Source organism: Chryseobacterium sp. c4a (genome assembly GCF_009900745.1).
GTDB lineage: Bacteria > Bacteroidota > Bacteroidia > Flavobacteriales > Weeksellaceae > Chryseobacterium.
The window spans coordinates 314,624-328,054 of the sequence record NZ_WXVU01000002.1 but is presented as its reverse complement, the minus strand read 5'-3'; the positions used below and the strand labels follow the sequence as shown (position 1 = coordinate 328,054).

The 13,431-nt window shown below is 34.9% G+C and carries 13 protein-coding genes; 8 read left to right on the top strand and 5 right to left on the bottom strand.

Annotation, left to right across the window (positions count from 1 at the left end; translation table 11 throughout):
- Nucleotides 1-89: 89 nt before the first annotated feature.
- The 3 genes from GTR01_RS05800 to GTR01_RS05790 all read left to right on the top strand — a co-directional run bounded on the left by GTR01_RS05800 (nt 90) and on the right by GTR01_RS05790 (nt 3,672).
- Entirely contained in the window at nt 90-797 is a 708-nt protein-coding gene (locus tag GTR01_RS05800; RefSeq protein WP_160136912.1) for a hypothetical protein, read from the top strand.
- A gap of 107 nt (nt 798-904) precedes the next feature.
- Nucleotides 905-3,136 (top strand): DUF2339 domain-containing protein, encoded by a 2,232-nt coding sequence (locus GTR01_RS05795; protein ID WP_160136911.1) that lies wholly within the window; start codon nt 905-907, stop codon nt 3,134-3,136.
- A 113-nt stretch (nt 3,137-3,249) separates the two neighbouring features.
- Nucleotides 3,250-3,672 carry a hypothetical protein gene (locus GTR01_RS05790; protein ID WP_160136910.1) on the top strand — a complete coding sequence of 141 codons (423 nt, stop codon included), beginning with the start codon at nt 3,250-3,252 and terminating at the stop codon, nt 3,670-3,672.
- 46 nt (nt 3,673-3,718) lie between these two features.
- Here the strand turns inward: GTR01_RS05790 and GTR01_RS05785 are convergent, their stop codons facing one another.
- Nucleotides 3,719-4,996, bottom strand: coding sequence for a replication-associated recombination protein A (locus tag GTR01_RS05785; protein WP_160136909.1), 1,278 nt, complete (start codon nt 4,994-4,996; stop codon nt 3,719-3,721).
- Nucleotides 4,997-5,098: 102 nt separating this feature from the next.
- Here GTR01_RS05785 and yidD point away from each other — a divergent pair, with 102 nt between their 5' ends.
- Nucleotides 5,099-5,350 (top strand): membrane protein insertion efficiency factor YidD, encoded by a 252-nt coding sequence (gene yidD / locus GTR01_RS05780; RefSeq protein ID WP_185155097.1) that lies wholly within the window; start codon nt 5,099-5,101, stop codon nt 5,348-5,350.
- Between the two features lie 446 nt (nt 5,351-5,796).
- A complete protein-coding gene (gene lgt / locus GTR01_RS05775) occupies nt 5,797-6,645 on the top strand; it encodes a prolipoprotein diacylglyceryl transferase (protein ID WP_160136964.1) in 849 nt (282 codons plus the stop codon).
- Between the two features lie 103 nt (nt 6,646-6,748).
- Here the strand turns inward: lgt and GTR01_RS05770 are convergent, their stop codons facing one another.
- Both GTR01_RS05770 and GTR01_RS05765 read right to left on the bottom strand, forming a co-directional pair.
- Entirely contained in the window at nt 6,749-8,266 is a 1,518-nt protein-coding gene (locus tag GTR01_RS05770; protein WP_160136908.1) for an NAD(P)H-hydrate dehydratase, read from the bottom strand.
- Nucleotides 8,267-8,398: 132 nt separating this feature from the next.
- Entirely contained in the window at nt 8,399-9,487 is a 1,089-nt protein-coding gene (locus GTR01_RS05765; RefSeq protein WP_160136907.1) for an aldo/keto reductase, read from the bottom strand.
- A 134-nt stretch (nt 9,488-9,621) separates the two neighbouring features.
- Between GTR01_RS05765 and GTR01_RS05760 the strand changes: the two genes are divergently transcribed.
- On the top strand, nt 9,622-10,527 hold the full coding sequence (locus GTR01_RS05760; RefSeq protein ID WP_160136906.1) for a helix-turn-helix domain-containing protein: 906 nt from the start codon (nt 9,622-9,624) through the stop codon (nt 10,525-10,527).
- A 164-nt stretch (nt 10,528-10,691) separates the two neighbouring features.
- Nucleotides 10,692-11,072 (top strand): large conductance mechanosensitive channel protein MscL, encoded by a 381-nt coding sequence (gene mscL / locus GTR01_RS05755; protein WP_068942591.1) that lies wholly within the window; start codon nt 10,692-10,694, stop codon nt 11,070-11,072.
- 74 nt (nt 11,073-11,146) lie between these two features.
- Here the strand turns inward: mscL and GTR01_RS05750 are convergent, their stop codons facing one another.
- Together GTR01_RS05750 and GTR01_RS05745 are read right to left on the bottom strand one after the other, a co-directional pair.
- Nucleotides 11,147-12,106, bottom strand: coding sequence for a D-2-hydroxyacid dehydrogenase (locus GTR01_RS05750; RefSeq protein WP_160136905.1), 960 nt, complete (start codon nt 12,104-12,106; stop codon nt 11,147-11,149).
- An 85-nt stretch (nt 12,107-12,191) separates the two neighbouring features.
- Nucleotides 12,192-12,602 (bottom strand): phosphoheptose isomerase, encoded by a 411-nt coding sequence (locus GTR01_RS05745; protein WP_160136904.1) that lies wholly within the window; start codon nt 12,600-12,602, stop codon nt 12,192-12,194.
- A gap of 317 nt (nt 12,603-12,919) precedes the next feature.
- Between GTR01_RS05745 and idi the strand changes: the two genes are divergently transcribed.
- Nucleotides 12,920-13,429 (top strand): isopentenyl-diphosphate Delta-isomerase, encoded by a 510-nt coding sequence (gene idi, locus GTR01_RS05740; protein WP_160136903.1) that lies wholly within the window; start codon nt 12,920-12,922, stop codon nt 13,427-13,429.
- The last annotated feature ends 2 nt before the right edge of the window (nt 13,430-13,431 follow it).

Below are 13,431 nucleotides of genomic sequence, written 5' to 3'. Positions count from 1 at the left end.
ACATCATATTAATATTAAAAGTGAAAATTTCACAATACGAAGTGTAATATTTTTGTATATTTGTTAGCAACTAAATAAAAATCTTGATCATGAAAACTAAACTTTACAGTCTAATATTAGCGTGTGCAACATTGCCATTGTTTTCCCAAGTAGGAATTAATACTTCCGCCCCAACAGCAACCTTGGATGTGAATGGGACGATGAGAGTGAGAGTAACTCCTCCTGCAACCACAGTAACAGGATATCAGCTTTTAGCTCAAGATACAGGAACCACAGAAGTATTTGCAATGGATCCTCAATTAATAATAGGCTCTGCTAATGTTAATTCCGGCATGTTTGCTGCAAAAAAAACAGCAGGAATCAGCCTTGTAGACATTACATTGTTTCCAGCAAGTTTCAGACCTGTTAATTTCTTAGCCAGTGAAAGAACAATAGGATCGGCAGCAATGTTTTCTGATTCAGACGGCTCTTTTATTATTCCATCTACCGGGGTTTACATGATAGGATACAACTTCCGATATGGAATGGGATTGCAGGCAAACCTTCTTGTCAACGGATACGGTATTGGAATAGCAAGAACAAGAAATGGTGTAGGTGCAGTTATTGACAGCCGTCCATTTACTGGTCTTGATTTAGGACTAGTAAGTTTAACAATATCTGAATCAACTATAAACTCACTTTACTCTTTCCAGACCGGAGATAAAGTAAGTTTTGGCCTTACAGGAAGCAATCTTCTGAATTTATCAATTTTATCATCCACTATTGCTTCATTCTACATCTATAAAGTATCTAATTAATAAGAACATATTGTTAGTTATCTATATCGTTAGCCCATCACTGAATTGTGATGGGTTAATTTTTTAATGCCATTTTAAAATTCTTTATATTTGATAAAAACTATATAATGAATGAGTATCTCGCAGTTATCCTAATTATAGTCATTGCTATTATTTTCAACAACCTGAGCACGAAGATTCGGAAGCTTGAAAAAGAGATATCTGAGCTCAATTCTAAAATCAATAAAAACATATTACCAACTGAGATACCTCAAGAAGCAACCCCTGCAAAAGAATCTGTCATTCCATCTCAAATCCCAATTCATGAGCCCAACGGAGAAACTCGAAGCTCTGAAGAGAATACCAACCCCCTCCCACCTATTCAAAAAGACTGGCTAAATCCTGTTTTTGAATTTTTAAAACAAAATATTCTTACCGTTATTGGTATTTTTACCTTAGTACTTGGAATTGGCTACTTTGTGAAATACGCGATTGATAAAAACTGGATCGGAGAAACTGCAAGAGCAGGCATTGGACTCTGTACCGGAACAGTCATTATACTTACCGGGCATTTCCTGAGAAAGAACTATAAGACATTTGCCTCTATCATCACCGGAGGCGGAATTGCCGTTTTATATTTCACAACCACCATCGCCTTTCGAGAATACCACATTTTTACTCAAAATACAGCTTTTGTGATTACCTCAGTGATCACTGCCATTTCGATCATCCTATCTTACTATTACAGAAGTGAAGTCTTGATTATTTTTTCATTAATAGGAGGTTTCACTGCCCCACTGATGATCAGTACAGGAGAAAGCAACTACTTATTCCTATTCACATATCTCACTCTACTCAATATTGGAATGCTGGCAGTTGCCTTTCTTCAACATTGGAAAAGTGTGGGCTGGACTGCCTATATCTTTACCAGCATCTATCTTTTTTATTGGACTGTAGATGTTCCCGAGCTTTTAAGTATTACTTTCTATCTTATCAGTTATATTATTTTTTACATTTTTGCCCTACTCGATTATTTCAGAAAAAAAGAACTTTCTGTTTCGGATATTTTAATGCTGGCTTTAATTAATTGTTCGAGCATCCTGGGATTAACTTATACTTTTAACGAATTACAGTATGAGCCCGTCATTATCTTTCCTCTAATTTTTGCATTGGTAAACGTCATTCTTTTATTCAGAGAATATAGAAAGCGAAATTTTGGAACTTCTTTTTCTGTATTTTCCGGAATTACAGTCAGCCTGATCACCATAGCTGCTGCTTTACAGTTTAAAACACATCTTATCACCAGTGTTTGGGCAATAGAAGCTTCCTTACTTCTTTTCATATGGAAAAAGACGGGGCATAAAATCTTCAAAACATGTTTCCATATACTTTTTCCACTGGTCATTATTGCACAACTCATTACCTGGTGTGAATATTTTAATGCAAAGGATCTTAGTATCATATTTAACCCTGTATTTTTAACAAGTCTTGTCACAATTGTATCAACCGGAATCAATTTGTATCTATTAAAAAACACTCCTAAAGAAACAGATGCAGAAAGTAATTCTTTTTTCGAAGACCTTATTACTATAGCAAGCTATGGAGTGATCTATACAGCTATCCTTTTAGAAATCACCTACCATATTAGTGATATGCCTTGGGCTGTAATAACTAGTGTAGGATTACTTTACAGCATATTCTATATTTTCATCTTATTGCTTTTCAGAAAAAAGTTGAATATTGCCAAGGATCTCGAAACTGGATTGATCTATCTTTTCATGATCCTTATTATGATTAATATTTCTGTTTCAACCTCATCAATCGTGACCGATATCTTATCAAAAAAGATTCAGAGTAGCTTTTACCTCTTCCATTTATTTCAATGGATACCTTTTATATATGTATCTCTAAAAATCATCCCTGACACAAAATTTCATCAATCGAAAATATCATACTGGATCATCTCGCTTGCCTTTATTGTTTCAGTCAGTTGCGAACTACGCCATTTATATGTAGTGACTGTTTCTCATAATCTAACAGATTCCTATTCCGCAACCAATCATTTTAACATTCTTTATCTGCCTATTATTTGGACAATTCTGGCCAGCCTATTTATCTACATCGGATTAAAAAGGAACATTCAGGAATACAACAAAGTTGGATTTGCCCTGATTGGCTTAATGGTTTTAAAACTATACGGATATGATGTTTGGCAAATGGATAACATCTCAAGGATCAGTGCGTTTATTGCTCTTGGAATTATTCTGCTATTGAGCTCATTTACATTTCAGCGTCTTAAAAACATCATCAAAAACATGGTTGACAAAAAAGAAAAAAACCAAGGAAATCAGGATTTATAATTAGATTAAATGGTTTTATTTCTAAATAAAATGTAAAACATCTCAATATTTAATTCACATTTTACAAAAAACAACTATATTTATCACGTTTTTAACAGTTACATATTCTGATTATGAAAAAATTACTCTATTCTTTTTTAATACTGTCATCTGCAACCTTATTTGCACAAAAAAAGCTTGCAGTTGCCAATAATACGATTGGAACAGAAGACCTGTTCAAGTCAAAAGGCAGCCTTATGCAGGTTGTGAGAACATATTCGAATTCAGCCAGTCTTCCTGCCAATTTGAAAAAATACAGCTCTGTTTTTACAAATGGAATTACTGAGTACAAATTCACCAAAGGCTCCGGCTTGCTTGATGTAATCACACTAGCTGTCCTGAATGAACAAAATGGTATTCCTAGCAACAACCCTGTTTTTATTGATGATCATGAATTTGCCGATTCATCTACTAAGATATACTCAGGAATGGTAGCCAAAACCGAGATCAAAAACAATAACGGTAAGTCTGCGTTCTATATTTATACGACAAAGTAATTTTAACCATACAAAAAGGATAGCATTCATTGCTATCCTTCTTTATTTAATATTTCTTTCCCCATTTTTTCTTAAGCTCTTCATAGATTTTTTTCTCTGTAGCATTATTTCCAGGCTCATATAATTTCACATCTTTGATCTCCTGCGGAAGAAAATCCTGTTCTACAAAATTACCTTCGTAAGAATGGGCGTATTTATATTCTTTTCCATAATCCATATCTTTCATCAACTTAGTAGGCGCATTTCTTAAATGAAGTGGCACAGGTAAATTCCCCGTTTGTTTTACCAATGCTAGCGCTTCATTAATCGCCATATATGCGGAATTACTTTTAGGAGAAACAGCCAGATATACAGCAGTCTCACTGAGAATAATTCTTGCTTCAGGATTTCCAATAACATTTACAGCCTGAAAACAGTTATTGGCAATCACCAATGCATTAGGATTTGCCAGTCCAATATCTTCAGCAGCTAAAATGAGCATTCTTCTTGCAATAAACTTAATATCTTCACCTCCGGCAATCATTCTTGCCAACCAATAGACTGCTCCATTGGGATCACTTCCACGCATAGATTTGATAAACGCTGAAATGATATCATAATGCTGTTCACCATTTTTATCATACAAGGCCATCGTCTCCTGAAGTACTTCCAATACATCTGAATTGATGATCTCTTTGGTTTCTGAATTTTTATACTGATTTAAAACCAATTCTACAGAGTTGATCAATTTCCTTGCGTCACCGCCCGAATACTGAATGAAGGCTTCCTTTTCCAGAATTTTAAAATCCGTTCCTTCGTCTTTATTATATCTTTCAGAAGCAATATCAATGAGCTCTTCAAGTTTTTCATAGCTTAAAGCTTTCAGTACATACACCTGACTCCTGGAAAGTAAGGCAGACACCACCTCAAAACTTGGGTTTTCTGTAGTAGCTCCAATCAAGACAATCCAGCCTTTCTCTACAGCATGCAATAGAGAATCCTGCTGGGATTTGTTGAAGCGGTGAATCTCATCGATAAATAAAATTGGTGATTTTCCTGAAAACAAATTCTGTTTTTTAGCATCATCAATCACATCACGAACATCTTTCACTCCCGAAGAAACGGCTGATAGCTTATAAAATTTTCGTCCTGAGCTTTCAGAAATAATTTCTGCCAATGTAGTCTTTCCTGTTCCCGGAGGCCCCCAAAAGACAAGGGAATTCAGAGTATTATTTTCGATCATCTTCCTGATCGTCCCTTTTTCACCAGTAAGATGCTCCTGTCCCAATACATCCTCCAGTGTTTTAGGTCTTAATTTCTCTGCTAATGGAATATTTTGATTCAAAGTACTTTTATTTTTTTAGATCAATATTTCAGATTTCTACGCTCTGAAACTTATAACAAAATTAAACTAATTTTCATTTTTTTACCCTATTTTTGCATTGTTTTGAAACTTACATTCAATAAAATCATTACATTTCCTTTGGTAATTTTGATAAAATTTTACCAATGGTTCATCTCGCCCCTACTTCCTAAAAATTGCCGTTACGAACCTACCTGCTCTCATTATATGATAGAGTCTTTACAGGTTCATGGTGTATTTAAAGGATTTTGGCTGGGATTTAAGAGGATTTTACGATGTCATCCTTGGGGAGGAAGTGGCTATGACCCTGTTCCCCCAAAACACAACCATAAATAAAAACAAACTATTAAATCAATAGAAAAATGAGTAATATTTTTTTCAGAATTTACCTTGTCATATTTGCATTGGTTACTCAGTGCCTTTTTGCACAGGAATACCCTGGAGGCTTATCTGACGGAACTTTAGATATCAACGGCAACAATGTTCCTGTAAAAATCTATTCTACGACAGAATTGGGAGACCTTAGTGCTTTTCCGGATAGAGGAATTAAAGACAATGTTCTGGTTATCCTTAATGAATCCAATTTTGAGCCTGCTTATTACACTTACAGTTCTTCAACACTGGCAAGATTCAAGGAATCGCAATACCAGTTTTTCGATAAAAACTTCAAACTGATCAACGCTGCGGTTACCAAAGATAATATTACAACATTTAAATATGCGGTAAAATCTGCAAAACCTATTGCTGAATCTGATAAAGTTGCTCTTAAAACATCCTTTAAAATATGGGATCCTTCTAAGGGAATTCATCTTGGAGTGTTTACCTTACATTTTTACAGCTTAATGTTTGTCTTTGCATTTGGTTTTGGATATGTTTTAATGACCAGAATCTTTAAAATTGACCATGTTAATCAAAAATACCTGGAACCTCTTTTCACATGGACTTTAATTGGAACTATTCTTGGTGCAAGATTAGGACATGTTATTTTCTATCAGCCGGAATTATTTAAAGAAGATTTCTGGAGTGTATTTCTTCCTATCAGCACCAAAAACGGAATTAAATTCACCGGATTTTCAGGATTAGCAAGCCATGGAGCAACCATTGCATTGATTCTTACCACTCTTTATTACTCCTTTAAGATCATCAAGAAAAACCCTTTCTGGGTATATGACAGATTAGGTATTGTAGTGGCTTTAGGAGGTGCATTTGTAAGAATGGGGAACTTCTTCAATTCAGAGATCGTAGGAAAACCGGCAGATCCTAATTCTCCGTTTGCTTTACTTTTCCCTCAACAAAGCAGTGAATACGGACTTACAGTTCCACGCTACCCAAGTCAGTTATTTGAAGCGGTAGGCTATGTTGCACTCTTTGTTCTATTATGGATTCTTTATAGAAAAACTGATAAAAAATACCAGCAAGGATGGTTATTTGGTCTATTCTTTATCATCCTTTGGGCGATTAGATTCTTTGTAGAATTCTTGAAAGAGCCGCAAGGTGATGAATTTATCCAGATTGGAGGTTTAAATACCGGACAAGTTCTATCTATTCCATTTATGATTGCCGGAGTAATCATCATGATCGTGTCTAAGAAATTTAAAATTACTGAGTCTGAAAATGCAAAACCTGAATAATCAAAACATTCAGATCTTAGCATAACAATATAAAAGGCAAATTTGTTTCATTACAGGTTTGCCTTTTTTAGGCTTAAACTTTGAGGAAGTCCAGTCGGCTATCTTATAAATTCTGCTCTGTTTTTTTATTTAATTCGGTAAAAACACTTCCCAATTCATCCATTACATCTGTTGGAAGCATAGATTCTTTTGAGTGTTTTTTTGCTGCAAAATCAGCAGCTTTTCCATGTAACCAAACGCCTAAGATACAGGTTTCTTGTTCTGAATATCCTTGTGCTAAAAGAGAAGTCAGAATTCCGGTCAGAATATCTCCACTACCTCCTTTGGCAAGTCCGGCATTTCCGGTCAGGTTATAGTAAACATCTCCTTCAGGAGTAACCACTTGCGTATGATGATCTTTTAAGACAATATAAAGACTGAATTCTTTAGCCTTTTCTCTGGCTAATTCTAACCGCTTAAAAGAGTTTTCAGTTTTCCCAAACAGCCTTTCAAACTCTTTAGGATGAGGAGTAATAATTGATTTTTTCGGAATCAGCTGAAGGTTTTTATGGTCTTCAGAAATACTATTCAACGCATCCGCATCCAATACTAATGGAGTATGATAATCTTCCAAAAAAGCCAAGAGCCCTTTTTGGGTATCTTCATGGGTTCCCAAACCAGGCCCAATTCCTATGGTGGTTCCTTTATCGATATTAAAACCCTTTATCCATTGTTCTCCGCCCTCTATAAACATTGCTTCAGGACAGGAAATTTGTACAATTTCATATCCACATCGAGGAGCGAATGTAAAAGTAAGCCCGGCACCTGCTTTCAAAGCTGATTTTGTAGCCAATACAACCGCTCCGATCTTCCCATAACTTCCTCCCACAATAATAACTTTACCGTAATTTCCTTTATGTGCGAATTCGTTTCTAGATTTAAAAAAACTTTTAACAGAGCGCTCATCTATTACAAAATAATCAGTCTTCGTCGCCTCATTATAATCTTTACTTAAACCAATATCCAAAACAATTACTTTTCCTGTATATTTTCCTGTTTCCGGATGGAGAAAACTTCTTTTCCAACACTGGAATGTGAGTGTATAATCAGCTTTCAAAACAGAAAAATTGTCATCAAAAATACCATCTACAGGTAATCCAGCAGGAATATCCAATGCTATTTTAATATGATTTTTTTTATTGATCCCATCTACCAGATCTTTATATTCTCCATGTAAAGGCCTGGATAATCCAGTTCCAAAAAGGGCATCAATAATTATGGTTTTATCATCAAACTTGTAATGCTCGATCTGATTGAAGGTTCGAACGGAGACTCCGGAAATACTTTCCAACCTTTTAAGGTTTACCAATGCATCTTCCGAGAACTCTCCTTTGAAGTCTTTTATAAAAACATCCACATCAAAACCCTTCAGATACAGCATTCTCGCTACAGCCAACCCATCGCCGCCATTATTTCCGTTACCACAAAACAAAACTACTCTTCTATGGATTTTACAATGTTCAGAAAGCCAATTGGCAACAGCCATTGAAGCTCTTTCCATTAATTGAATAGAGGAAATGGGTTCAGTAGAAATAGTAAACTGATCCCAATCCCTGATTTGCTGTGTGGTAAAAACTTTCATAAGAATACATCTAACTTTTAAGCAAATTACAAAAGATTTCTCATTATCAATTCTATATTTTAATCAAACAAAACATGGTTTTTAAACAATGCATCTACCATAGCATCAGTTCTTATTGTTTTACAAACTATTTTAGTCATACCTTTCCTGATCGTTCTGTGGCAAAATTTCCGCAACATTAGAGGTTACTCCATTAATGGTTGTACCTGCCTGCAGTAAATCTTTAGCTCCCTCCAGAAGATTATAGGGAAAAGGTAAAGAAGGTTGAGACAATACATTTAACGATTCTAATTCTTCTGTTGATAATTCCAACATTGAAGCTTTCATATTTTCCTTTAACTGACTTAACGTTCTGGCACCTAGTAAAGTTGACGTTACTCCCCGCTGTAACATTACCCAAGCAATAGCAACCGCAGAAACAGCGACCTCTTTCTCTTTTGCAAGCTCATAAAGTCTGTCAATAATTTTATAGGCAGATTCTGAAATTTCAGGGTTTATTCTATCGTTTCTGTCGCTTATTTTTTCACCTTTGTTTCCTCTAATATATTTCCCGCTCAATATACCTTCTTTTAAAGGTGACCATGGCATCACCCCTAATCCCATTTCCAAAGCCATAGGAATAAGTTCATTTTCTACGGATCGCTCCAACAATGAATATTCCAATTGCAGTCCTATAAAAGCTTCCCATCCCCGAAACTTTGAAATCATCTGAGCTTCCGTAATCTTCCATGCAGGCGTATCTGATATAGCAATATAACGTATCTTTCCTTGTTTCACCAGATGATCAAGTGTCGAAATAGTTTCTTCAATCGGAGTATAAGGATCAAAAGCATGCATCCAATACAGATCGATATAATCTGTTTTTAAACGTTTCAAAGAACCTTCTACCGATTGGATGACAGCCTTTCTTCCGGTCCCGCCACCATTAGGATCGTGAGGAAACATATTTCCCCAAAATTTTGTAGACAAAACCAATGCATCCCGACGGACTTTCTTTTTCATTAAAAAATCACCGATAATTTTTTCAGAATGCCCTTTGGTATAAATATTAGCCGTATCAATAACATTTCCTCCATGATGAATATAATATTCCAGTATCTGGTACGCATCGGAAGGACTTGTTCCCCATCCCCAATCTTCCCCAAAAGTCATTGTACCTAAAGCAAGAGGACTTACTCTTAATCCGGATTTCCCTAGGGTTCTGTAATCTTTTACACTCATAATAATTTGTTTTTCTGTTAAATCTTCTCCAAAATTATTATACATTTCAACATTAAAATATCTGCAATCAAGCCATATCTATCGAAAATCAATCCGTAATAATTTATTCATTTCTATTTTAATACATTTGTAATATGAATGATTTTAAGGCTATTGCTGAATTCTACAAACACAAAAACATTGAGCCTCCATCCCTTCCTTCTTGGGATACAGGCTATTTTGATGTAATTAAAATTGACACCTTACAAAAACGGGGCGAAATCATTTCACAATTATCTTTTTGGCGTAAAAGTATATATAAAATCAAGCTGATCAAGGGAAAATGCAAATGTCATTATGCTGGTAAAACACTTGAAATAGATCAGTATGCCTTATTATTTGTGAATCCAATGATTCCTTTCTTACTGGAAGAAAGCGAAAATCCTATCCATGAACACTTTTGTCTTTTTAATGAAGTATTTTTCAGCCATTTCGGATCTATAAAAAATTACCCTGTATTTCAGAATAACCGGGAAAACTTCTTCAGTTTAACAAAACTTCAGTATGAGGAATTTGAACGTATTTTGAATGCAATGCATGAAGAACTTGCATCAGATTACAGTTTTAAATTTGATGCTATCCGAAACTTGATCTTTAGCATAATTCATGCTACTTTAAAAATGAAAGCTATTCCTCCTACCATTATAAAAAATGATGCCAGCCACCGAATCGCAATTCTTTTTGAAGAACTCCTCGCCATGCAGTTTCCCATTCATACCAAAACAGATTTTATTAAATTCAAGAAGCCGAAGGATTTTGCTGAACAACTTTTCATTTCAATTAACCATCTAAACAAGGTCATAAAGAGTACCCGAAACAAAACCAGCTCCGAAATCATTACAGAAAGAATCCTACAAGAAGCTAAGATTCTACTGAAACTCACGGACTGGCCCATAGCTGAAATTGCTTATTTATTAGGTTACGAAACGCCGTCTCGTTTTACTTACACCTTCAGAAAAAATATTGGTATCCCACCACTTTTATTCAGAAACCAACCTTAAGAAGTCCCAAAACAGTTGAGATTTATGATTAAAAGCAATCCATTGTGATGCTTACTTTTAGTTTAAATTTCTAACTTTTTTGAATAAAAAACTCTAGAAAGGAACGTTTTTTACATTTTTTAATTATATTTTTGTGTATATACTAATTAAAAAAAATATAAATTATGGGATTTGTTAAGGAATTTAAAGAGTTTGCCTTTAAAGGAAATGTTCTCGATCTTGCTGTCGGTGTAATCATCGGTGCAGCATTTGGTAAAATTGTTTCATCATTGGTGGAAGATGTTATCACTCCTTTGATCTTAAACCCTGCGCTTAAAGCTGCAGGTGCAGAAAATATTGCGAAACTTACCTGGAACGGTGTTGCTTATGGAAACTTCCTTTCTGCGGTAATTAGCTTTCTGTGTATTGCGATGGTTCTTTTCTTCATCATTAAAGGAGCTAATAAAGTTAACAAAAAAGAAGCTCCTGCTCCTGCCGGACCTACAGATGATCAAAAGCTATTAGCAGAGATCAGAGATTTGTTGAAAAGCAAAAACAATATATAATCTGTTCTTTAACAGTTTACAATATAAAAGCACCTTCATTGAAGGTGCTTTTTATTTTTATCTTATGAATTCAATTACTGAATCTGTAAAATACTTGAAATCTGATCTGCCAGAGAAAGTCCGATTCTATCCTGAGCTTCAAGAGTAGAAGCACCCGTATGAGGTGTCAGAGAGATTTTAGAATGATTAAGGATTTCTTTAGAAGGTGTTGGTTCATTAATGAAAACATCCAGTCCGGCAAATCTTACTTTTCCAGAATCCAAAGCCTCAATTAAAGCAGATTCATCAATTACCCCACCTCTGGAACAGTTAACGATTGCTACTCCATCTTTCATGCTATCAAACTCATTTTTACCAATCATATATCCATCTTTCTGAGCCGGAACATGAAGCGTAATAAAGTCAGAATGTTTTAAAACTTCCTGTAAAGGTTCTGTTTCTATATCTACGTTGATGAACTGATTGTTGTAGAATTTCACTTTGATACTTGCTCTTCCTACATTGTTATCCGCTGCAACAACTCTCATTCCAAGACCAAGAGCAATTCTCGCTACTTCCTGGCCAATTCTTCCCATTCCGATAATTCCAATAGTTTTTCCTCTTAGTTCAATTCCTGCTGCGTATGCTTTTTTAAGTCCAGCAAATTCAGTATCCCCTACTAAAGGCATTTTTCTGTTGGAATCCTGAAGGAATCTAGCTCCGGAAAATAAATGTGCAAAAACAAGTTCAGCCACAGACTCTGAAGATGCTGCCGGTGTATTGATGACATGAAGTCCTTTTTCTCTTGCGTAGTCTACATCAATATTATCCATTCCTACTCCTCCTCTTCCGATAATCTCAAGGGAAGGACAATTGTCGATAATATCTTTTCTTACCTGCGTAGCACTTCTTACCAATAAAGTACGCACTTGGTGTTCATTAATATAATCTACTAAAAATTCCTGTGGAACTTTTGTAGTAATAACCTCGAATCCTTTTTCTGTTAATGCATCAATTCCAGATTGATCCAGGCCGTCATTAGCTAAAACTTTCATAAATACAACTATGTTTTAAAAGTAGAAAGATTTAAAAATTAAAGGATATACTCCATTTAATTTTTAAATCTTTCATTATATTATTTTATTCTTCGTCTTCTTTGAATACTTCAATGGTTACTTGCTTTTCTACCAGGTCTGTAAATCTTCCCTTGTATCTTGTAGCTCTTACCAAATGATTATCGATCCAGTGATAATTACCTCCTCTAGGTTTTCCGCAGAGTACGCTATGGTATTTGAAACCATTTTTATCCAGCCAATCGATGGTGATTTGTTTTAAGTTTTCCGTTCTTGAAGTAAAGAAACAAATCTGGTGCCCTTCATCATACCATTTATTAATGGTTTCCAAAGCATCAGGATATGGTTCACAGGTAACCATTCTTTCGGGTTCTTCATTAGGAACGTCATCTGTAATGGTTCCGTCTATATCAATTAAGTAATTTTTAACTCCATCCTTCAGAATAGGACTAATGTGCTCTATGTATTCTAATTCCATCACGAAAATTTGTGTAACAAAGTTACGGCTTTTATACCTACCAGGTGTATTAATCTTAGTTTAAGTTAAAAATTTACTATAAAAATCGTTATTTGATAAATAATATAAACATTTTATTCATTATTTTATGCATTCTGATTAAAATTTTTCATTTACAATTTTAGTTTTAGGTCTTGAAATTGAGAATATTTGAGGATTTAATGAATCTTACTTTAAATTTCAAATTTTCTTTTTAACTCTCTTCTCTATTCATTCAAAAGATAGAATGTTTTCCGAAAAATTTCCAAAATACATTTATTACACTTACATTTGTAGAAATGGAAGAATTTGTAGTTTTAGTAAATCCTGATGATGTAGTTTTGGGTTTGATGGAGAAACAGCAGGCTCACGTTAATGGCCTGTTACACCGTGCTTTTTCTGTATTTCTGTTCAACAGCAAAGGTGAAATGCTGCTTCAGAAAAGAGCGTCAGGAAAATATCATTCTCCCAATCAATGGACCAATGCAGTGTGTTCACACCCAAGAATTGGGGAAACTTATTTGGCCGGAGCCCAGCGAAGACTGAAAGAAGAACTGGGAATTGAGACTGAACTATCAGAAAAATTCAACTTTATTTACAAAGCAGATGTAGGGGGTGATCTTTGGGAGCACGAGCTAGATCATGTTTTTGTAGGACATTATGAATCAGACTTTAATTTGAATAAAGAGGAAGTGGAGGAAGTAAGATTTATTTCTCTTGAAGATCTCGATCAAGAAATTTCTGAAAATCCTGAACATTTTACAGAATGGTTCAAAATCATCCTTAATGAATATAAACACCATTTTTAACG

Excerpts from the sequence above, each read along its gene's own strand:
- GTR01_RS05765 (WP_160136907.1), bottom strand. The coding sequence starts at position 9,487 with ATGAGTGTAAAAGATTACAGAACCCTAGGGAAATCCGGATTAAGAGTA.
- GTR01_RS05760 (WP_160136906.1), top strand. The coding sequence starts at position 9,622 with ATGAATGATTTTAAGGCTATTGCTGAATTCTACAAACACAAAAACATT.
- GTR01_RS05770 (WP_160136908.1), bottom strand. The coding sequence starts at position 8,266 with ATGAAAGTTTTTACCACACAGCAAATCAGGGATTGGGATCAGTTTACT.
- mscL (WP_068942591.1), top strand. The coding sequence starts at position 10,692 with ATGGGATTTGTTAAGGAATTTAAAGAGTTTGCCTTTAAAGGAAATGTT.
- idi (WP_160136903.1), top strand. The coding sequence starts at position 12,920 with ATGGAAGAATTTGTAGTTTTAGTAAATCCTGATGATGTAGTTTTGGGT.
- GTR01_RS05790 (WP_160136910.1), top strand. The coding sequence starts at position 3,250 with ATGAAAAAATTACTCTATTCTTTTTTAATACTGTCATCTGCAACCTTA.
- GTR01_RS05795 (WP_160136911.1), top strand. The coding sequence starts at position 905 with ATGAATGAGTATCTCGCAGTTATCCTAATTATAGTCATTGCTATTATT.
- GTR01_RS05750 (WP_160136905.1), bottom strand. The coding sequence starts at position 12,106 with ATGAAAGTTTTAGCTAATGACGGCCTGGATCAATCTGGAATTGATGCA.
- GTR01_RS05745 (WP_160136904.1), bottom strand. The coding sequence starts at position 12,602 with ATGGAATTAGAATACATAGAGCACATTAGTCCTATTCTGAAGGATGGA.
- GTR01_RS05800 (WP_160136912.1), top strand. The coding sequence starts at position 90 with ATGAAAACTAAACTTTACAGTCTAATATTAGCGTGTGCAACATTGCCA.